This is a genomic window from Mycobacterium sp. (genome assembly GCF_019247635.1).
GTDB lineage: Bacteria > Actinomycetota > Actinomycetes > Mycobacteriales > Mycobacteriaceae > Mycobacterium.
On record NZ_JAFBAR010000016.1, the window covers coordinates 1 to 20540 of the forward strand.

General features: G+C 65.6%; 21 protein-coding genes and 1 pseudogene. 15 read left to right on the top strand and 7 right to left on the bottom strand.

Translation table 11 applies throughout. The features are described 5' to 3' along the window. The first annotated feature begins 293 nt into the window (after nucleotides 1–293). The 5 genes from JO236_RS02425 (at nucleotide 294) to JO236_RS02445 (ending at nucleotide 3833) form a co-directional block, all read left to right on the top strand. On the top strand, nucleotides 294–1829 hold the full coding sequence (locus JO236_RS02425; RefSeq protein WP_293324239.1) for a helix-turn-helix domain-containing protein: 1536 nt from the start codon (nucleotides 294–296) through the stop codon (nucleotides 1827–1829). Between the two features lie 75 nt (nucleotides 1830–1904). Further along, a complete protein-coding gene (locus tag JO236_RS02430) occupies nucleotides 1905–2354 on the top strand; it encodes a hypothetical protein (protein WP_293324242.1) in 450 nt (149 codons plus the stop codon). A 16-nt stretch (nucleotides 2355–2370) separates the two neighbouring features. After that, a complete protein-coding gene (locus tag JO236_RS02435; protein ID WP_293324245.1) occupies nucleotides 2371–2925 on the top strand; it encodes a hypothetical protein in 555 nt (184 codons plus the stop codon). A 2-nt stretch (nucleotides 2926–2927) separates the two neighbouring features. Then, the gene (locus JO236_RS02440; RefSeq protein ID WP_293324335.1) at nucleotides 2928–3608 is read left to right on the top strand and encodes a DUF6338 family protein; all 681 of its coding nucleotides are present in this window, start codon (nucleotides 2928–2930) and stop codon (nucleotides 3606–3608) included. Nucleotides 3609–3635: 27 nt separating this feature from the next. Then, nucleotides 3636–3833, top strand: a complete 198-nt coding sequence (locus JO236_RS02445) for a hypothetical protein (RefSeq protein ID WP_293324248.1) — start codon at nucleotides 3636–3638, stop codon at nucleotides 3831–3833. A gap of 305 nt (nucleotides 3834–4138) precedes the next feature. Here the strand turns inward: JO236_RS02445 and JO236_RS02450 are convergent, their stop codons facing one another. Further along, nucleotides 4139–4471 (bottom strand): hypothetical protein, encoded by a 333-nt coding sequence (locus tag JO236_RS02450; RefSeq protein ID WP_293324251.1) that lies wholly within the window; start codon nucleotides 4469–4471, stop codon nucleotides 4139–4141. Nucleotides 4472–4973: 502 nt separating this feature from the next. Here JO236_RS02450 and JO236_RS02455 point away from each other — a divergent pair. The 7 genes and pseudogenes from JO236_RS02455 (at nucleotide 4974) to JO236_RS02485 (ending at nucleotide 12303) form a co-directional block, all read left to right on the top strand. Next, entirely contained in the window at nucleotides 4974–5720 is a 747-nt protein-coding gene (locus JO236_RS02455; protein WP_293324254.1) for a hypothetical protein, read from the top strand. Nucleotides 5721–6453: 733 nt separating this feature from the next. After that, nucleotides 6454–7185, top strand: a complete 732-nt coding sequence (locus JO236_RS02460) for a helix-turn-helix domain-containing protein (protein ID WP_293324257.1) — start codon at nucleotides 6454–6456, stop codon at nucleotides 7183–7185. Further along, nucleotides 7179–8114, top strand: a complete 936-nt coding sequence (locus JO236_RS02465) for an RES family NAD+ phosphorylase (RefSeq protein WP_293324259.1) — start codon at nucleotides 7179–7181, stop codon at nucleotides 8112–8114. Before JO236_RS02460 ends, JO236_RS02465 begins: the two co-directional genes overlap by 7 nt. Nucleotides 8115–8238: 124 nt before the next feature. After that, nucleotides 8239–8812: pseudogene (locus tag JO236_RS02470) on the top strand (MFS transporter); the annotation flags it as partial. A gap of 230 nt (nucleotides 8813–9042) precedes the next feature. Next, a complete protein-coding gene (locus tag JO236_RS02475) occupies nucleotides 9043–10263 on the top strand; it encodes an acetyl-CoA acetyltransferase (protein WP_293324262.1) in 1221 nt (406 codons plus the stop codon). 2 nt (nucleotides 10264–10265) lie between these two features. Beyond that, nucleotides 10266–11759, top strand: coding sequence for a carotenoid oxygenase family protein (locus tag JO236_RS02480; protein WP_293324264.1), 1494 nt, complete (start codon nucleotides 10266–10268; stop codon nucleotides 11757–11759). 22 nt (nucleotides 11760–11781) lie between these two features. After that, nucleotides 11782–12303: a VOC family protein gene (locus JO236_RS02485; protein WP_293324267.1), complete on the top strand. Its 522-nt coding sequence runs from the start codon at nucleotides 11782–11784 to the stop codon at nucleotides 12301–12303. Here the strand turns inward: JO236_RS02485 and JO236_RS02490 are convergent. From JO236_RS02490 to JO236_RS02515, 6 genes are all read right to left on the bottom strand, one after another. Next, nucleotides 12277–12711 carry a hypothetical protein gene (locus tag JO236_RS02490; RefSeq protein ID WP_293324270.1) on the bottom strand — a complete coding sequence of 145 codons (435 nt, stop codon included), beginning with the start codon at nucleotides 12709–12711 and terminating at the stop codon, nucleotides 12277–12279. The two genes, JO236_RS02485 and JO236_RS02490, sit on opposite strands and share 27 nt — an antisense overlap. A 125-nt stretch (nucleotides 12712–12836) precedes the next feature. Next, the gene (locus tag JO236_RS02495) at nucleotides 12837–13952 is read right to left on the bottom strand and encodes an SAM-dependent methyltransferase (RefSeq protein WP_293324273.1); all 1116 of its coding nucleotides are present in this window, start codon (nucleotides 13950–13952) and stop codon (nucleotides 12837–12839) included. Between the two features lie 103 nt (nucleotides 13953–14055). Beyond that, the gene (locus tag JO236_RS02500; RefSeq protein ID WP_293324275.1) at nucleotides 14056–14529 is read right to left on the bottom strand and encodes an SRPBCC family protein; all 474 of its coding nucleotides are present in this window, start codon (nucleotides 14527–14529) and stop codon (nucleotides 14056–14058) included. A 2-nt stretch (nucleotides 14530–14531) separates the two neighbouring features. Beyond that, the gene (locus JO236_RS02505; RefSeq protein ID WP_293324277.1) at nucleotides 14532–14720 is read right to left on the bottom strand and encodes an antitoxin; all 189 of its coding nucleotides are present in this window, start codon (nucleotides 14718–14720) and stop codon (nucleotides 14532–14534) included. A 302-nt stretch (nucleotides 14721–15022) separates the two neighbouring features. After that, entirely contained in the window at nucleotides 15023–16150 is a 1128-nt protein-coding gene (locus JO236_RS02510) for an MBL fold metallo-hydrolase (protein ID WP_293324280.1), read from the bottom strand. 5 nt (nucleotides 16151–16155) lie between these two features. Next, nucleotides 16156–16887: an enoyl-CoA hydratase gene (locus JO236_RS02515; protein ID WP_293324283.1), complete on the bottom strand. Its 732-nt coding sequence runs from the start codon at nucleotides 16885–16887 to the stop codon at nucleotides 16156–16158. 28 nt (nucleotides 16888–16915) lie between these two features. Here JO236_RS02515 and JO236_RS02520 point away from each other — a divergent pair, with 28 nt between their 5' ends. The 3 genes from JO236_RS02520 (at nucleotide 16916) to JO236_RS02530 (ending at nucleotide 20540) form a co-directional block, all read left to right on the top strand. Continuing rightward, a complete protein-coding gene (locus tag JO236_RS02520) occupies nucleotides 16916–18379 on the top strand; it encodes a carboxyl transferase domain-containing protein (protein ID WP_293324285.1) in 1464 nt (487 codons plus the stop codon). Between the two features lie 113 nt (nucleotides 18380–18492). Beyond that, the gene (gene prrA / locus JO236_RS02525) at nucleotides 18493–19203 is read left to right on the top strand and encodes a two-component system response regulator PrrA (RefSeq protein WP_293324288.1); all 711 of its coding nucleotides are present in this window, start codon (nucleotides 18493–18495) and stop codon (nucleotides 19201–19203) included. Further along, nucleotides 19200–20540, top strand: coding sequence for a HAMP domain-containing sensor histidine kinase (locus tag JO236_RS02530; RefSeq protein WP_293324291.1), 1341 nt, complete (start codon nucleotides 19200–19202; stop codon nucleotides 20538–20540). Before prrA ends, JO236_RS02530 begins: the two co-directional genes overlap by 4 nt.

Below are 20540 nucleotides of genomic sequence, written 5' to 3' on the forward strand. Positions count from 1 at the left end.
AGACATCTGTCAACTATGTCGTGGAATCAGACACTGCCGGGGGCACACTGCCGGGGGCACACTGCCGGCACTGCCGGGGGCACTGCCGGGGGCACTGCGCCTGGGGCACTGCCGGCGGCACCTTTTGAGCAGCACAAACGCAGATGCGTGCGACAACCGTGCAACCCGGAGGCCTCGGGGAACGCCGCCATGATATCGCGCCGCCACGAACTCGCCGATAGCGGCAACCGCCCGATGCGAGGAGTACGCTCGCGCCCGTCACGCTCGACGCAGGGTTGACATCGGGAGCACGGATGATCGTTCCTGACGGCAGGACCGATCCCGAGAAGCTGGAAGAACTTCTCGGGAACCCGGAAGAAACCCACCTGGACCTCAAAGCCAAGGTGGATCTCGACGACCCCGCGGACCGCCTGAAATTCATCAAGGACGCTGTGACCATGGCCAGCCGCCCGCTCGGCGGCTACATCTTGATCGGCGTCGATGACGACGGAAAACCGTGTATGCCGACCGGAACAATCCCCGACCGGAGCCGGTTCGACGGCTCCCGGTTGGGCACCCTAATCCGCGGATACATCGAGGCGTCGATCTACGTAATCGTCCAGATCCACGACCTCGACGATGGCAACGAGGTCATGCTCGTCTATGTCAAGAACCCCGACGGCCTGCCGATCCCGTTCAGCAAACTCGGGCAATACCCGGGCCCCGATGGGAAGCCCGTCACGGTGTTTCGCCCGGGTGAGATCTTCGTACGCGAGGGCGCGGAAAACGTCCCGATCCGGTATCCGCACTGGCAGGACGTGTTGTCGGCGTTTGCGGAGAAGATTCGCAACGACGCCACCGCGACAGCCCAAGCATTGCTGAACGAGGTCATCGCAGCGAGGCAGACCTCCCCGCCGGGATCAACCGACGTGCCGTTGCTGATGGGCATGGACGAATCAACGTTCGCCGCGGCGATGGTCGCCCTGCTCGAATCCGGCAACGACGTCCGCTTGCGTCAATTCATCCGGTCCCTCGGCGGCACCGCCGGACCCTCCGCCACCGTCGAAGAATTCACCCGGGCACTCGACAAGTGGACCGTGTTCTGCGCGCAGGCCCTGTACTTCGAACGCGGCGATCTGGTCGACGAGGCAATCGAAAAGGTGTGCGGGGCCTACAAAAAGCTGAGCCTCGACGCCGACGCAACCCGCAAACGTCTCGCCGTCGTTGAGCGCATCTACGTCCTCGGCGGTTTGGCCGTGAGACTGGATGCGTGGGAGACCGTCAATTCACTAGTCCTTCAACCTGTCCCGAGCAATGTCCACGAACCCGGGTACATCTACGCGTCGTGGATACGGAATGCGCAGGTCTACGCATCCCGGGAGGAGTTGCGTGACGACGGCCCTGACGAACACGGGCGTCGGCGCGGCGGATTCATCATCTCCGCGGCACGCGAGTTGATGGTCGAACATCCGGCCATGCGGCCCGACCTGACCGACGCACAGTTGCCGACCGAAATCACGCGAGATGACCTCGCGCTCAACACGTTGTGCGAATTCGACCTGGCGTATTGCTTCATAGTGGACGCCATGGGTACAGGGCACGGATCGGCTTATCCGTCATCGGCTGCGTTCGACGAGGACAGGGCGAAGGCCATCGCCCAGCGCATCGTGGCCGACCCGGACGCCAGGCATCGACTATTCCCGAACATTGATGACGCCGTTGTCGCCAAAGCCATCCAAGCAGTCTACGAGGTCGCGGTGCGTGAATCGGCGAACAACTATGGCGGTCGTTGGTGGGATATGCCGCCCAGCGTGGCCGCCTGGGTCAGTCAGCACCTGCCTCGCCCGTAGTCGCCGACGAATGCGCCGATGACCACCGGCGAGTCCTTCACCGATCACCGATGTAGTTGTGGAAGCGTTCGGAGTATGGACGCCGACGACACCTGGACCCACCGGGACCTACCGGTCCTCAGGGCGGCCGTGAAGATCTACGGCAGCGGAACCCGGTCAAATATCCGCGTTAGCGATATTGAGCGGGCTGTAGACCTCGACAGCCAAACGGTCCAGACTGCACTCCGCTTTCTGCACGCGGAACCGTATTTTCAGGAGTACGGAAGTGTCGAAGGCCAAACTGGTTACGCATTCATCGGCGCGCCCACCGGTGATGCGTTGCGCGTTGCTGGCGCGTGGCCCTCGCCTGAGACCTTGCTTGAACGGCTCATCGCGGCGTTCACAGCGGCCAGCGAAGACACGACGCGCGCGGAGTCGGAACGGCGCAAGTTCAAGGAATCGGCGGAATTTATGGCATCGGGCTCGCCCGGTGCGCCGGTCGCCCTACAAATGTTCGGCGGTGCCGACGCGAAGATAATTTCCTGAGAGAAGGTTACCGAGCGTGCAAAACGCAGTCTGGTACCCCTTACTCACCGTCATCGGGATTCCGGTGGGGATTGCGGTGGGGGGATGGATCGTTAGTCATGTCTCCGCCCGTATCAGCCGGACGACCGCGAGAGAAACGGCCCTGTTGGCGGCTGCGCAACGGCGGCGTGACGCGGAGATCTCACACCTCCGCGATGCGCAAGACGACCTATTAGAAGCCGCGACCGCTGTCCAGTCGCTTGTGTGGTACGTCGCTAAGGACACTCGCCTCAGAACGACAATTTCACCGGAAGAATGGCACGAGAATCGCGAATTCATTGAACGCGCCGTCGTGGCCGCGCAGAAACTTCGCGCAATCGCACGCGCGATGCCGACGAACGAAATGCGCGATTCGTACATCGCGGTTGAGCGGTTGATCATGGAAGTGGTCAAGGGCAGCGACGCGGAGGACGCGCAAGATGCCTGGCATCGGGACGTTTCCGGCGCCCAGCCGGATACGATTTCGCGCGGCGTCATTGCTACCGCTGACGAAATCAAACGGCTGTACAACACCTACCCGTCGGAACTTTGACCGTGATCACCACGTTTCAGGCACTTTTAGTCGCTGCGATTGTGATCCTGCCCGGCTCCGTCTACACCCTCGCCCGCGAGAGCCGCGGCGCAAGCTGGGCCTGGCGCAGCACAGACGCTGCCACACTGATCTTTCGCTTCCTGACCGCCTCGGCGTTTTTCCATTTACTCCTCGCACCCGTTGGCTACGCCGCCTATCAGCACGTCGCGGTCAACCATCTCTTAGCGCCAAAGCAACCTTTTCCCTGGACATGGTGGGCCTGGCTGGCTGGCTACATCGTCGTGCCTTACCTATTCGGACTCTGGATGGAAGCCGCTCGCGGCTTGAAACCAAGTCCGCGGCGCGTGCTTGGGCTGCCCAAGAACCTGTTCATCTGGCTGCCGCTTTTTGTCGCAGGCCGCGCAAATGAGCCCCGCGCCTGGGATCGCCTTTTCACGAAGGACCGCACCGGCTACATCATCCTCAGACTGAAAGATAGCGACGAGTGGAAAGCGGGGATCTGGTACAAGCCGTCATACGCCAGCGCCTACGGCGAAGACCAAGATCTGTACATTGCCGAGCAGATCGCAGTGAGTGAAGACGGCGTAGTCGAGAGCGATGCACATGGCAGCCCCGTGTACTTGGGGGTTGGGCTTCTGATCAGCTGGTCGGAACTGGAATACGTAGAATTTGTTGAAGACTGACCGGCGTTAATGATGGGAGCAGCAACGATGGCACAAAACCCTAACCAGGGCACCGGTGGGCGGCGCGTCGAGAAGGCCACCGGCGGCGGTGGCATCGAGAAGAAGGGCGGATATGAGGCCGGGCCGAAACCGCTGAAAGGTGTGCCACCCGTCCCGGCGGGCCTTCGTCAACCTCGCACGACTACGTCGAAAGCGCAGAAGTCCACGCCCAAGCCACAGTCTTAACTGCCCGGAAGCACCGGCCCGTGTCATGGGCAACTGCTCGCCGCGCTGAGTAGGACCTCGGACCAGATAGTCGCATCGCAATCGTGTTAGTCACGCTGATCGCGTTGTGGCGCGCACCGCTTTGGCCGTTTTCGCCCCGTGTTTTTCTATTTTCGCCCGTTTTTTCGCTATATATGGATAGCCCGCGACCGTTCCGGGCGGCGGTGCGCTTTGAAAAAACGGGGTGACCGTGGCGCGGATGTCGTTGTTAGACAACGACTTTAGATGGTGCCCCGGGCGTGAATGTGGTTGCGCGGACTGGGGTTTCACCATCGGACGGCCAGGACGGCGCCGATGTTGGCGGCGTGTTCAAGGCGGCATCCGTGCCAGTGTGCGCGTTCGGCGATGTCGCGGCGCACTTCACGCACCTGGCCGCCGTTGCGCACCTGGACGCGGTCGCGCACCTGGACCCCGTTGCGCGCCTGAATTTGCCCGCAATACAGGCAGCGGCCGTTTTCGATGCAGCGGGCGGTCCCGCAGTTGCGGCATGGCGGCGGCGATGGCGGGGTGGATGCCGCTGCTGCGGCGCGTATTTCGATGCGCCGTAGGTCGGCGTCACGCCGGTCGCGCCGCTCGACGCGCGCCGCTTGCCGTTGCATCGCCACACGCACGTGCAGGGGGGTGGTGGCGCGGTAATGCGTATGCCATCCACGGGGGTCACCCTTCCACCGGAATGCGGCCGAAGCGGCCGTGCCCAACGTATCCGGCGCGTTCGGCTTGGAGCATTTCGTCGCGGTCGAGTGGCACGTCAGCGCGGCGGGCAGCCTCAGGTGTCTAACAAATTCGAATCCTGCCGGGGGCACACTGCCGGGGGCCGGGGGCACTGCCGGGGGGCACTGCCGGGGTCTAAAACTGAACGTCAGTTCCACAGGGGGCACTGCCGGGGGCACTTTGCCCCAGACGCCGCGTTAGCGCTCCCCTTCTGAATCGCGTGATTACCGCGTTGAATTCGCCGGCGACGACATCCACCTCAGCGGTGTGTCTAGTTCAGCACATTTGTCGACGTCGGATCGATAAGCTGGAGTTCGGTGGTTAGCGAGGGTCGCGGTTGCATCGGGTTTCACGAGCCGAAAGTTGGTAGCTGTGCAGACAGGAACGTACGTGCCGGAGCAATTCGCGGGTTTCACCGATGGAGAAGAGCACCAATTCAGGCTTACCGTCGATTTAGGACTTGGCGCGTCACCTGATCGGATTGCTTCATGCATGGACGCCATCCGGGATCTGGTTGATCTCGGAGACCGATGGGCGATCGTTATTGCACGCGAAGCGGCTGCCCGCGCCTTGCTTGCGGAACTGATGGCGGCTAGCGAACCCTCATTAGAGCCCTTGAAGGATGTCTTAGATCCGGCCGACGAAAAGCTAGCTTGGTCTGCTGTAAAGATGATCCACAGATTTGGAAATGTCGAACAATCAGAGCCGCTTTTTCCGCTTCCTCCCATACTAGATAAATACGCTGACGCTGCCCTCCCGGATTTATTGCGACCGTCTATACGTGCAGTAGAGGTGTCGTATCAAAATCCGATCGGATTGTTGTTGCTCGGTGGTGGGATTGTTGTAACAGCCACCGTTCAGGTACTGCAAATAGCACGCGATTGGAACGCGCGTAAGCGAACAGGCAACGCGGCCGCGACAGGCGCGGAGGCCCAAGCTCGCCAAGAAATCGCCAGGGCCGATATCATGGAGTACCTCGCCGCAGAGATTACCGCTGGCCGCCTGAAAGTACCACCGTCGGAGCTAGGGAAACTCCTTACCCCGGCGGACCTGAAAGGGATGTCAGCCCTCGGACCGGAAGTAAAACTAGAGCTGCCGCCTGGACTTTCCCATCTGGTCGGCGCTGACAAGAAATAGAAAGGCCGGAAAGGCGACTACCTCCGCGGGGGACGCAGTATCTTCAGTTCCCAGCGCACGAGGTCGAGAACATCTGGCAAGCTTGGTCAAATCATGGGCTCGGATGACGTCGCGTCCGTCGTCGTCCGTGCCGGGATTAGACGTCGTCACGATTGCCGCCGGTGAGGCTGGGGCCGGATTCTGGGGTGGACTTACGGCCCTAGTGTTGTGGTTCCAGGTCGGGCTCCGTTCCACCACGGCAGCAGCGGACTCGGGCATAAGGTTCTGGGGCAAACGACCGAGCCGCAGCGCTACCACTCTTCCGACCACCGCCAGCTGGCCCAGCCTGCCGCCAGCAATAAGACGAAACGGGAGATTGCTGGTCAGAGCGCGATCACCAAAGCCGAACGCGCTGAGGCGGAATACCGGAAATGGGAAGCCGCCAGAGCAGGGGAACGGAAGATGCAGCAGACCCCGAAGTCGACAACGAATGTGAGGTGTTCAACACCGCCAGCATGTGCAGATGGTGCGAGTGAGCCTAGAGACTTTCGTATGCGAGCAGTGCAACATAAACCTCAAGCGCTGAACCGCAACCGCAAACCGTGGTGAGGCTGGCTGAATCGTCCCGGTGAGTCCGGAGACCTCCAGGTCTCTCGGGAATGAGCGCGCAGTGGTCTCACCGGCACGGCCAATCTAACCTCCTGAACCACGGCCCGTGCTAGCGTAGGTAGCATATCTTGCGTATCCTGCAGACATGGCAGGGATCTTGGTAGTTGAGCGCATGACCGTCGGTAGCCGTGGCACTCGCCGACTCCCGAAGAATCTGCCGTGGGACATCCCCGGACGCGAACAACTCGAGCAGGCGTTGCACAACGCCGGACTCGCCATCATCGCGGTCGAGAAAGTTGAGGAAGCACCCTCACAGGCTGATCCTGGCTCAGATGACAAGGCTCGGTTGCGCGCCGAGTTGGAGGCTTTAGTCAACGAAGCCAACGAATCCGAGCTTGTGCGGCTGGAGGAGGCCGTGACGGTATCGCCGGACGACGGCCTCGATGAGCGCTTCTGGGGACCGGCGCCAGACCCGGTGAGCGCAGCCGAGGCAGTCGTTGCCGACCTCACCGACCAGTTCGCGCAACGACGCGACATCGCCGCCAACAGCTTGAGCAGGGGGGCAGCCGCCGAACTGCTGGGCATTAGCCCACAGAGCGTCACGGACAAACTCGAGTCGCGAAAACTCGTCGGAATCAAGATGGGCCGTGAATGGCGGCTTCCTCGCTGGCAATTCGACCCGGACAACACCACCGGCGTCCTGCCCGACCTTGACGTTCTGCAGGAGGCCTTCCCCGGCGGACCCGTGAGCCTCTCGCGATGGATCTCGCGGCCTCACCCGGAATTTGGGGGGCGAACCCCGCGCGAGGAAGCGATCACCCACGGCAGCCAGTCGGTCATCAGTGTGGCGCGCAACCTGACCGCGGCTGGATGGTAAGAGCGCTCGGACCACCCTCAGACCCCCTTCCCAAAGCGAGACGAGTCTGGAGGTGGAACCCTCCGGCCGCCTCAGCACGCTGGTGGTGGTGCCGTGTCTATCACCGAGGCAAACACGTCCCCGACGGCATCACCTTCCGGCGATACGGGCCAAAAGCGCGATTCGACCACCACCTGCCCGCCGACCCGCCGGTCGTGGACAAGACCGGCCGACGAGTGCTCTACGTCGGTGAGGACTTGGCGACCTCGGCGTGCGAAGTTTTCGGCGAGGCGGGCGTCGCCGCGATCTGCCCTAACTACCGGGTCGCCATCATCGCCCCCACCACCACCCTGGCAATGTTCGACCTTGCGGCCAAAGGCGCAGCCCTGGCGATCGGCGCGCTGCCCGCCCTCGGCGACGGCAACGAAGCCCGTTCGCTAACACAGCAGTGGGCCCGCGCGATCTACAAAGACCAACCCGCGGGCCCCGGGATCACCGGTATTCACTATCGCTCCGGCTACAACAGCGGCGAGTCACTAGCACTATGGGACTGCGATGCCGATGTGGAAGTCGTGCGCGACGGCGGCGGCCATCCACAAGACATCGCGCTCAACGACCCACGAATTCTTCCGCGCCTGCAGGTACTCCTGCGCCGTCGCCAAATCAGCATCACCACAGTGACTTCCAGCGAATGCGGCGAATGCAAGAAAGAAGCACTCGCCCCCTGGCAACACCGCCTCGTACCCTGCGACGCACTCGCCGAAGGACGGGCACCCCCGGCGCCGGCCCACGCCGGGGGCACACGCCGGTCGAACGACTGTCGCTCGGAGGTGGACAAATCGACACATCCCCCGGTCACCTGTGACCCGGGGCCAACCGGATCCCGCAACAGCAGCGCCAACCGCCCCAGATATCTGCACACCCCTATGGTCGGATACGCTGCCCGGTGACTTAAGAAAACGGCGTGCCGTACCCGAGGACCGGTAACCATGCGTAACCAGTTACGGCCCAAGCGGTTTGACAGGCACAAGTACCTCCACCGAGTGGTCCCCGCGTCGATGGCCGGCACGGTGGTCCTATCTCAAAGTGCATGTGCAGGCCAACACCAAAATCATCCTGTGGTGGCTGCTGGCCGCGCACGCCGTGCACTTCGCGGTCATCCCACTCGCCGGGCATCTCAGCGACCGATTTGGCCGACGCCCAATCTATTTCATCGGCGCCGTCAGCGCCGGCACCTGGGGATTCTTTGCCTACCCGATGATGAACAGCGGCCCGCAACGCCGTCATCATGTCGGCGATCGTCATCGGCCTGATATTTCACGGCCTCATGTATGCCGTCCAGCCGTCGGCGATGGCAGAGATGTTCCCCACCCGGATGCGGTATTCGGGAGTCTCGCTCGGCTACCAGGTGACCTCGATCTTCGCCGGCTCGCTGGCGCCGATCATCGCCGTCCGCCTGCTCGACACGTACAAGTCTGCTGTGCCCATCGCGTGGTATTTGGCTGTAACAGCGGCGGTCAGCGCGGTGGCCGCCATCGCCGCCCGCGAGACCAAGGGCCTAGATCTGAGAACCGCCGACATCGCCGGTGCCCGCAACCTGATCGGCTCCGGCCAGCCGGATGGGCCGGAGTTGATCCAGGTCACCTAGCGCGCTACCCAGCGCCGATGGTCACAAGGCGTGCATTTTCGCAGGTAAACTCGCGTCTCTAATCCGAAACCCGGCGCCGGGGACATGTTTGTGCACCGCCGCAGATGGCAATGAACCAATGGAGGTGGGCGCGTCGGCCGGCCTACACGCCCACCCAGGTCCCGTCGGTTCAGCCCGAGAGCCGACGGGACCGCCCGTCTCGGCCCTGCTCGAGGAGTACCGTGCCGCGTATGGACGGCTCGACCGGAGTGTGGATTCTCGGCGGCTATCAGAGCGATTTCGCCCGCAACCTCACCAAGGAGAACCGCGACTTTGCTGCGCTGACCACCGAGGTCGTCGACGGCACGCTGGCCACGGCCCGGATGGGCGCCGCCGAGATCGGAGTCGTCCACGTCGCCAACGCGTTCGGCGAGATGTTCGCCCGCCAGGGCCACCTAGGGGCGATGCCGGCCACGGTGTGCGACGAACTCTGGGACACCCCGGCCTCCCGGCACGAGGCCGCCTGCGCGTCGGGCAGCGTCGCGACCCTGGCGGCGATCGCCGATCTACGCTCCGGCGCCTCCGACGCCGCGCTCGTCGTCGGCATCGAGCTGGAGAAGACCGTGCCCGGCGACACCGCCGCCCAGCACTTGGGCGCCGCCGCCTGGACCGGGTACGAGGGCGCCGACGCGCGCTACCTCTGGCCCTCGATGTTCGCCCAGGTCGCCGACGAATACGACCGGCGCTACGGTCTGGACGACGCACACCTCAAGGCCATCGCCCAGCTCAACTTCGCCAACGCGCGACGCAACCCCAATGCCCAGACCCGCGGTTGGACCGTCCCCGACCCGATCACCGACGACGACGAGACCAACCCGATCACCGAAGGCCGGCTGCGGCGGTTGGACTGCAGCCAGATGACCGACGGCGGCGCCGGACTGGTCCTGGTCAACGACGCGTTCCTGCGCGGCCATCCCGACGCGCGCCCGATCGGGCGCATCGACGGCTGGGGTCATCGCACCGTCGGGCTGGGCCTGCGGCAGAAGCTCGACCGCGCCGTCGACGATCCGTACGTGCTACCGCATGTGCGGACCGCGGTGCTCGACGCGTTGCGCCGCGCGCAGGTGACCCTCGACGACGTGGACGGTTTCGAGGTGCACGACTGCTTCACCCCCAGCGAGTATCTGGCCATCGACCACATCGGCCTGACCGGCCCCGGCGAATCCTGGAAGGCCATCGAAAACGGTGAGATCGAGATCGGCGGGCGGCTGCCCATCAACCCCAGCGGCGGCCTGATCGGCGGCGGCCATCCGGTCGGTGCTTCCGGGGTGCGGATGCTGCTCGACGCGGCCAAACAAGTCAGCGGCGCCGCCGGTGATTACCAGGTTGAGAACGCGCGCACATTCGGCACGCTGAATTTCGGCGGAAGCACCGCCACCACGGTGAGTTTCGTGGTCAGCAAAGGCGTTTAAACATGGATGTCCAGATTGTCGGCAAGTACCTGTCGACGCTGCCCGAAGACGACGACCACCCCTACCGGACCGGCCCGTGGCGCCCGCAAACTACCGAGTGGGACGCCGACGACCTGATTCCCGTGGACGGCGAGGTCCCGCGCGACCTGGACGGCGTCTATCTGCGGAACACAGAAAACCCGTTGCATCCTTCGTTCAAGACGTATCACCCGTTCGACGGCGACGGCATGCTACACGTCGTCGGCTTCCGGGACGGAAAAGCCTTCTACCGCAACCGCTTTATCCAAACCGAAGGTTTCCTGGCGGAGAACGAGGCGGGCGAGCCGCTGTGGCCCGGATTGGCCGAGCCGGTGCAATTCGCCAAGCGCGAGCAGGGCTGGGGAGCACGCACGCTGATGAAGGACGCGTCGAGCACCGACGTCATCGTCCACCGCGGGATCGGCCTGACCAGCTTCTACCAATGCGGCGACCTGTACCGGATTGATCCTTACTCGGCCAACACGCTGGGCAGGGAGAGTTGGAACGGACGCTTTCCGTCGGACTGGGGTGTATCGGCACATCCCAAGGTGGACAACAAGACTGGAGAACTGCTGTTCTTCAACTACAGCAAGCAGGACCCCTACATGCGCTACGGCGTCGTCGACCAGAACAACGATCTGGCGCACTACGTCGACATCCCGCTGCCGGGACCGCGACTCCCCCACGACATGGCGTTCACCGAAAACTACGCCATACTCAACGATTTCCCGCTCTTCTGGGATCCTGCGCTGCTCGAACACAACGTGCACCTGCCGCGTTTCTACCCAGACATGCCGTCCCGGTTCGCGGTGATCCCGCGCCGCGGCACAACCGAGGACATCCGCTGGTTCGAGGCGGACCCGACGTTCGTGCTGCATTTCACCAACGCCTACGAAGACGGTGACGAGATCGTGCTCGACGGCTTCTTCGAGGAGGAACCGCAGCCGCTCGACCGCGCGAGCGGTGGTGAAAACAAGTGGGACAAGCTGTTTCGTTTCCTGGCGTTGGATCGCCTGCAGGCCCGGCTACACCGGTGGCGGTTCAATCTGGTCACCGGCGCGGTAAAAGAGGAGCAACTGTCGGAGTCCATCACCGAGTTCGGAACCATCAACGCCGACTACGCGGCGGCCAACTACCGCTACACCTACGCGGCCACGGGCAAGCCGGGCTGGTTCCTGTTCGACGGGCTGGTGAAACACGACCTACACACCGGCAACGAAGAGCGCATCGCATTCGGCGACGGGGTTTACGGCAGCGAGACCGCCATGGCACCACGGGTGGGCAGCGACGGCGAGGACGACGGCTATCTGGTCACGCTGACCACCGACTTGAATGCCGATGCATCCTACTGTCTGCTCTTCGATGCGGCCCGGGTCACCGACGGTCCGATATGCAAACTCCAATTGCCGGAACGTATTTCCAGCGGCACGCATTCGACTTGGGTGCCCAGCGCGGAATTGCGGCGCTGGGACGTGTAACCGGGCCACCTATATAGCCTGCATGGGAGTCTTAGTGGACACACACAAGCGCCGAACCACGCACTGGCCCAAGCAATTGGCGTCGATCGGCTCGATTCGGTTCGCCCGACGCTCGTCCAACTTCGAAGAGACAGTGCGGTTTTACCGTGACCTGGTGGGCCTGCCGCTCTTTGAAACGTTCGGCGGCAGCTACGGCAGCAACGGAGCGATCTTCGGGCTGCCCAGCTGGAACCTGACGCTGGAGATCGTCGAAGCCGCCGAAGACGTCGCAGTGGACGATCACGAACAACTGTGCCTGTACTTCCCGGACCGGCCGGCGCAACAGGCCGCGGTCGCGCGCATACAGCAGGCCGGCCTGCAGCCCGTCGAGCAGCACCCGTACTGGGAGGCGACGGGAGCAGTCACCTATCGTGACCCCGATGGCCGCGAAATCGTGTTCGCGCCCTTCGTATTCGGGGTCAACGAGCCCGGCGACAGCACCGCCTCGGGCAAGCACGAGTTCCCGGCGGCTTGGGACTCAACGAGCGGATCGACCGGCAGTTAGCGCCGAGACCACCGCCCAGGCCGAGCACAGCACCGCGCACAGCGCGCTGACCGCGCCGACGTAGAGCCCATATTCGGCCGACACGTGCGGGCTGACGTTGCGCTTGTAATACAACACCACGAGCGCGACCAGCAGCAGCGAAATGATCAGCGCGGCAATCGAAGCGACCCGCAGCGATAGGCCCCGGCCCACCATGGCCCCGGCTACCAGCATCGCCGAGGACAACAACACGACGAGCTGGCCGGCGCCAAACCCATGCGCAAGCACGATGCTGCCGTGGACGCCCCCGATCGCGTTCGCCCAGCCGCCACCGTTTTCTCCGGTCCCCAGCCACGGCATCCAGGTACTGCCCGACAAGATCGCGGCGAAAAGCGCTACCAGCCAACCGGGATGCAGGCGCCGCGTCATGTTTGCGACATTAGTCGACTTCGGTCGCGCGCCCGAGCGTCGCGCGCCCGAGCATCACGCCAGCGGAGCGCCCGCCCCCCGCGCGGCACCGGCTGACCGATACCGACGCTGGGGCCGCGCCGAACTCATCGACCGGGTTTGACGGCCAAGATCTGATCCACGCCCATCCGACCTTCCTCGAAGGCCAGCATGCCGCCGGCCAGATACAACCGCCAGACCCTTGCGACCTCCTCGCCGCACAGCGCCACGAAATCGTCGTAGCGGGAATCCAGGGTGTTGATCCACTGCTGCGCTGTGCGCGCGTAGTGCTCGCGCATCGCACCGACCGATCGGATCTCGAAGCCGGCGTCCTGCAGGTGGCGCAGGGTCTGCCAGAGCGGGCGCATGTGCATATCCGGCGCGATGTAGGCCTCGATGAACGCCCCACCCCCCGGCGCGGCGTCGGCCCGCCGAGACATCTGCTGCAGCAGCAACCTGCCGCCGGGCCGCAGCGCTCGATACAAAACTTCGACATAGGACGGGTAGAAATGCTCTCCGACGTGCTCCCCCATCTCGACGGACGCCACCGCGTCGAAAGCCTCGGCGATCGACGCGCCGAAATCTCGGTAGTCCTGCAGCAGCACCTGCACTCCCGCGGCCAGTCCACGCTGCGCGGCGCGGGCGACGGCGAAATCACGCTGTTGGGCGGACAGGGTGATCCCGGTGGCGCGTACGCCGTAGCGTTGCGCCGCGTGCAGGATCAGCGATCCCCAGCCGCACCCGACATCCAGCAGTTGCATGCCCGGCTTGAGGTCGAGCTTGCGGCAGATCATCTCCAACTTCGCGGTCTGCGCCTCGTGCAGCGACATGCCCTGGCGGGTGAAATACGCCGACGAGTAGGCCATGTGGTCGTCGAGCAGCAACTGATAGAACTCGTTGGACAGGTCGTAATGGTGGGCGATGGCGGCGCGATCACGCCCACGCGTGTGCAGGCGGCCCGATAGCCGCGCTTCGCTGGCCGGGGTGCGCGGCGGCGGACCCCAAGCGCCCAGCCGTGCCAACCGCAGCGCCGCGACCACCCTGCCCGGCACCGACAGCGCCGGGCCTCCGTGCGATCGTGCCAGCCGCCCGGCTCGGCGTAGGCCGTCGGCCAGGTCACCCTCGACATCGATGTCACCGGTCACGTAGGCCCGCGCTAGCCCGAGTTCGCTTGGCTGCCATAGCAATCCGCGTAATGCACGACGCGAACGCAGTACCAGCACGGGGCCTGCGTCCGCCGGGGGTCCGGCCTCACTCCCATCCCAGGCGCGGATGCGCACTGGGGTATCGACGCCGACGGCGGTTCGAAGAATGTCCGTCAGGCGGTCAGCGACGGACGCCACGATCTCCGTTCAAGCCGGGATTGGGGCGGGTGAACACGGTGACGAAATTCTGCAGCGACTCGCGGATGTCGCTCCGCAGCGCGGCGGCCACGACCATGCCGATCGGCCCGAACAGCGCCGGACCGCCGAGGTGTACATCGAAGCTCACAACGGAGCCGTCGCCTTTCGGCGTGACCTTGGCCATCAGCTTGACCTTGACTCCGCCTACGCCGTCGCCGTTGAGCGTCATGCCCTCCGGCGGCTTGTAGCGCACGATCGTCCACTTGATCCGGTTCGGCATGCCCTTGACTTCGACGTACGACTCGACGACCGTGCCCTTCTCCAGGACTTCGGGCAGCTTGCTGCGCCAAACCTTGTGGATGGTCAGCCACTCCCGGTAGCGCGACAGGTCGGAGGCGTGCGCCCAGGCCTCCTCCGGGGGCAGCGGGACGTCGATGGATCCGGAGAGTTTGGCCATGCTCAGCCCTGCTGGTCGCCTTTGGCGTCCGGGTTGGCGGCCTTCTTGGCCTCGTCTTGCACCTTGTGAATGGTGTCGGTGTACTTGCCCTTCGTCTTTTCGTCGACGAACCCGCCGGCCTTGTCGATTGCGGTCTCGAGCTTGTCGGCGTTCTGCGCCAACAGGTCCTTCGCCTTGTCCAAAAAGCCCATGGCTAGGCTCCTTTCCCCGTCCGTCGTCCCCCGGGCCTCGTGGTTTGCTGGTGAAACCCTACTTGCGGGTGCCATTGCCGCTGCAGGCGGCCACCCCGGCTCGCACCAGCGGCCAGCCCCGGGTTCATCGGGTGAATGTTCCCAGGCGGTCCGAATCGTAGTGCTCGAGATTCAGCGCGGTGCCCGCGAAGCTGGCTTTGGAAATCGTTCCGGCCGGGGCGTTTTCGCCTACCAGCCCGGACGTGAAACTGACCCCACCCGCGGGCGTCTGCTCATCCAACCCACCCGCGCGATTCAACGTGTCAGAGCCGCCACCACGGGTTGAACCGCACCGGCGCGGCCGGGTCAATGCGTTGGCCCGGCGCGGGGACCGCCACGTTGACCTGCGACGGTTCCGCCGCGGTCAGCAACCGCTCGACCGGCTCGGCCCACGGGTGCGGAGCCAGCCGGAAGGTGCCCCAGTGAATCGGCACCAGCAGTCCTTTGCCCGAGTCGGTGACGTCCAGATGCGCCTGGACCGCCTCCTCGGGGTTCATGTGGATGTCCGGCCAACCCGTGTTGTAGGCACCGATGGGCAGCAGGGTCAGGTCGAAGGGTCCGTAGTCGGCACCGATCTGCGTAAAGCTCTTCGTGTAACCGGTGTCGCCACCGAAATAGGCGCGATGGCTGGGGCCGACGAACGCCCATGACGCCCACAGCGTGTTGTCGCGGCTGAAGAACCGCCCGGAGAAGTGTCGCGCCGGCACGCAGGTCACGGCCAGTTCGTCGACCTTGGCGCTCTGATGCCAATCGAGTTCGACGATCCGGTGCTCGGGTACGCCCCACGACCGCAGGTGGGCCCCGACGCCGAGCGGCACAAAGAACGGGGCACGCTGGGTGCGCACCAACGCGAGGACGGTGTCGATATCGAGATGGTCGTAGTGGTCGTGGCTGATCACCACGGCATCGACGGCGGGCAACGCTTCCAACTGCACCGGCGGTGGATGCAGCCGGCGCGGCCCGACGAGGTCCGACGGCGAGCACCGGTCGCTCCACACCGGATCGGTCAGCACCCGGTACCCGTCAATTTCCAGCAACGCCGTCGAGTGGCCCAACCAGCTGACTGCCAGCTGACCCGGCCGGACATCGAAGGTTTGCGGCGCCGCCAACGGGATCGGACCCGGGGGCCGGGTCGCGGTCCGCGCGCCGAGCAGCTCCCACGCGATCAGCCGCAGCTGTTCGCGCTCCAAGCTGACCCCCAAACCCCCAGAGGCGGGTTCGAGGTTGACGAAGGCGCCGTCGCGGTAGTGCGGAGACCGCTGCGACGCGGCTTGGATCGCCGCAAGATCGGCGCCCAGAGCTGCCGGTGCGCCGTGCAGCGCCCGCAACAGCCACCCGCCGGCGGCCAGCGACGCCGTGCCGGCAGCCAATCGCAGCCCAGAGCGCACCATGACCCTTAAGCCCCCTGGAACCTCGGTGGCCGCTTCTCTATGCGGGCCACCTGCGCCTCGACGACGTCCTGGCTGCCCCACGCCTTGTCGAAGAGCTCCTTGTGCTCCGGCCACGCCTGCTCGATGGAGCCGTCGTCGTTGAGCACCCGCTTGGCGTGCTGGATCGCCAGCGGCGCCAGGCCGGAGATCTCGGCGGCCCACGCCTGCGCGTCGTCCAGCGTCCCGATGCGGTTGGCCATCCCGGTCTGCAGCGCCGTGTCAGCGTCCAGCTTCTCCGCGGTCAGCAGCATCGCCCGCGCCCGTCCGTGACCGACCAGCGAGGCCAATCGCCGGATACTCCAGTTATCAAGGGCCAGGCCGTATTTCGATGTCGGAAACTGGAAAAATGCTTCCCGCGCCGCCACCCGCAGATCGCATTGCATGGCCAGCTGCAGGCCGGCGCCGATGGCGGGACCGTTGATGGCACCGATGATGGGGATCAGCGTTGCGTCCATGGCTTTGTGCAGCTCGATCAACCGGTCGGGGTAGTCGGCGGCGAATGCGTCCCCGGACAGATCCGCGCCGGCGCAGAAAACCGTGCCCTGGCCGGTCAGCACGATCGCGCGGATTCCCCCGTCGCCCGCCTTCAGAATCGCTTCCCGCAGCTCCTCGACCAGCTGGGAGTTCAGGGCATTGCGGCGCTCGGCGCGTTGCAACTCAATCGTCATGACCGCTTCGGCCAGGGTGACACCGATCATGGCAGCCAGAATAACTAGCCTCGTCCCTGTGAGCCGTATCACGACCGATCAACTGCGTGACACGGTGTTGGACGAGGGCTCCTTCATCAGCTGGGACAGCGAGCCGCCGGCCGTGCCGGTGTCCGACTCCTACGAGCGGGAACTGGCCGCCGCCCGCGAGGCCACCGGGCGGGACGAATCGGTATTGACCGGCGAGGGACGCGTGTGCGGGCGCCGGGTCGCGGTCGTGGTCTGCGAGTTCGGCTTCCTGGGCGGCTCGATTGGGGTGGCGGCCGCCGAACGCATCACCGCGGCCGTGGAGCGCGCCACCGCCGAGCACCTGCCGCTGCTGGCGTCGCCGAGCTCCGGCGGCACCCGCATGCAGGAGGGCACGGTCGCGTTTCTGCAGATGGTGAAGATCGCCGCGGCCGTCACGCTGCACAAACGGGCGCACCTGCCGTACCTCGTCTACCTGCGCAACCCAACCACCGGCGGGGTGTTCGCATCCTGGGGATCGCTGGGCCACGTCACCGTCGCCGAACCGGGCGCGCTGATCGGCTTTCTCGGACCGCGGGTGTACGAACTGCTGTACGGCGAGGCGTTCCCGGCCGGTGTCCAGACAGCGGAGAATCTGCAACGGCACGGGGTGATCGACGGCGTAGTCGCGCTGGACGGGCTGCGGGCGACGTTGAACCGGGCGCTGGCCGTCATGACCGACGCTCCCGAGCCGCCGCCGGAGCTGCCGTCGCGGGAGCCGATCGCGGATGTGCCGGCGTGGGACTCGGTGGTGGCATCGCGTCGTCCGGATCGCCCGGGCGTCGGGCAGCTGCTGCGCCACGGCGCCACGGACCTTGTGCTGTTGTCCGGCACCGCACGGGCCACGACGCTGCTGGCGCTGGCCCGATTGGCCGGGCAGCCGGTCGTGGTCCTCGGGCAGCAACGCGGCGCCGGTGGGCTCGTCGGACCGGCTTCGCTGCGCGAGGCCCGGCGCGGTATGGCGCTGGCCGCCGAGCTGCGCCTGCCGCTGGTGCTGGTGATCGACACCGCCGGACCCGCGTTGTCGGCCGAAGCCGAGGAGGGCGGACTGGCCGGCCAGATCGCGCACTGCCTGGCCGAGCTGGTCACGCTCGACACGCCGACGGTGTCGGTGCTGCTTGGCCAGGGCAGCGGCGGGCCCGCACTAGCGATGGCGCCCGCCGACCGGGTGCTGGCCGCGCTGCATGGCTGGCTGGCACCCCTGCCGCCGGAGGGGGCCAGCGCGATCGTCTTCCGGGACATCGCGCATGCCGCGGAACTGGCTGCGGCCCAAGGCATTCGGTCCGTCGACCTGCTCGCGTCCGGGATCGTCGACGTCGTCGTGCCGGAGTATCCCGACGCCGCCGAGGAGCCCGTCGAATTCTCCCGGCGACTGTCGCACGCCATAGCCGTCGAGGTGGATGCGCTGCGGCGGGTACCTCCCGCAGGACGCCTGGCCGCCCGGCTGCGCCGCTACCGCGGCATCGGGCTGCGCTGAGGCTTCCCGCGGGCAGACGCAAAAGCACCCGTTTTGGGCACCAAAACGGTGCTTTTGCGTCTGCTCGCGCCCCTGCTCGCGCCTCCCGCCTGAAAAGTCAACAGTCAGGCAAAATGGGCCGCATGGACACTGGTGTCACCTCACCTCGCGTCTTGGTCGTTGACGACGACTCCGACGTGCTCGCCTCCCTGGAACGCGGCCTACGACTGTCCGGATTCGAGGTCTCGACGGCAGTTGACGGCGCCGAGGCGCTCCGCAGCGCCACCGAGACCCGGCCGGACGCGATCGTGCTCGACATCAACATGCCCGTGCTCGACGGCGTCAGCGTCGTCACGGCGCTCCGTGCGATGGACAACGACGTCCCGGTCTGCGTGCTCAGTGCTCGCAGCTCGGTCGACGATCGAGTGGCCGGCCTGGAGGCCGGCGCGGACGATTACCTGGTCAAGCCGTTCGTGCTGGCCGAGCTCGTCGCACGAGTGAAGGCGCTGTTGCGTCGCCGTGGCGCCACGGCGACGTCCTCCTCGGAGACCATCACCGTCGGGCCGCTAGAGGTCGACATCCCCGGTCGGCGGGCCCGCGTCAACGGTGTCGACGTGGATCTGACCAAGCGGGAGTTCGACCTGCTGGCCGTGCTGGCCGAGCACAAGACCGCGGTGCTCTCCCGCGCGCAGCTGCTGGAGCTGGTGTGGGGCTACGACTTCGCCGCCGACACCAATGTCGTCGACGTATTCATCGGCTACCTGCGCCGCAAGCTGGAGGCCAACGGTGGCCCCAGGTTGCTGCACACCGTCCGCGGAGTCGGGTTCGTGCTCCGGATGCAATGAACCTGCTGTCGCGGATCTTCGCCCGAACGCCCTCACTGCGCACCCGGGTCGTCGTCGCGACAGCCATCGGCGCGGCGATTCCGGTGCTCATCGTCGGCACCGTCGTCTGGGTCGGGATCACCAACGACCGCAAGGAGCGGCTGGACCGCCGGCTCGACGAGGCCGCGGGCTTCGCCATCCCGTTCGTGCCGCGCGGCCTCGACGAAATCCCGCGCTCGCCCAACGACCAGGACGCCCTCATCACGGTCCGCCGCGGCAACCTGGTCAAGTCGAACTCCGACGTCACGCTGCCCAAGCTGCAGGCCGACTACGCCGACACCTACGTCCGCGGGGTGCGCTACCGGGTGCGCACGGTGGAGCTCCCGGGGCCAGAGCCGACATCGCTGGCCGTCGGCGCGACGTACGACGCCACCATCGCCGAGACCAACAACCTGCACCGCCGCGTGCTGCTGATCTGCGGCTTCGCCATCGGCGCGGCTGCGGTGTTCGCCTGGCTGCTGGCCGCGTTCGCGGTGCGCCCGTTCAAGCGGCTCGCTCAGCAGACCCGGGCGATCGAGGCTGGTGACGAGGCACCCCGGGTCGAGGTGCACGGCGCCAGCGAGGCCATCGAGATCGCCGAGGCGATGCGGGGCATGCTGCAGCGCATCTGGAACGAGCAGAACCGGACGAAGGAGGCGCTCGCGTCGGCCCGAGACTTCGCCGCGGTGTCCTCCCATGAGCTCCGCACCCCGCTGACCGCCACGCGCACCAACCTCGAGGTGCTGGCCACCCTCGATCTGCCCGACGAACAGCGCAAAGAAGTGCTCAACGACGTGATCCGCACCCAGTCGCGGATCGAGGCCACCCTGAGCGCCCTGGAACGCCTGGCCCAGGGCCAGCTGTCCACCTCCGACGATCACGTGCCCGTCGACATCACCGACCTGCTCGACCGCGCCGCCCACGACGCCGCCCGGATCTACCCTGACGTCGATGTATCACTCGTGCCGTCGCCGACGTGCATCATCGTGGGGATGCCGGCCGGGTTACGACTGGCCGTGGACAACGCCATCGCCAATGCGGTCAAACACGGCGGCGCCACCCGCGTGCAGCTGTCGGCGGTCAGCTCGCGCGCCGGCGTGGAGATCGCCGTCGATGACAACGGCAGCGGGGTGCCCGAAGGCGAACGTCACGTCGTGTTCGAGCGTTTCTCCCGCGGGTCCACGGCGTCGCATTCCGGCTCGGGCCTGGGACTGGCGCTGGTCGCCCAGCAAGCCCAATTGCACCGCGGGACAGCCTCATTGGAGGACAGTCCGCTGGGTGGCGCCCGGCTACTGCTCAGCCTTCCCGGCCCGACCTAA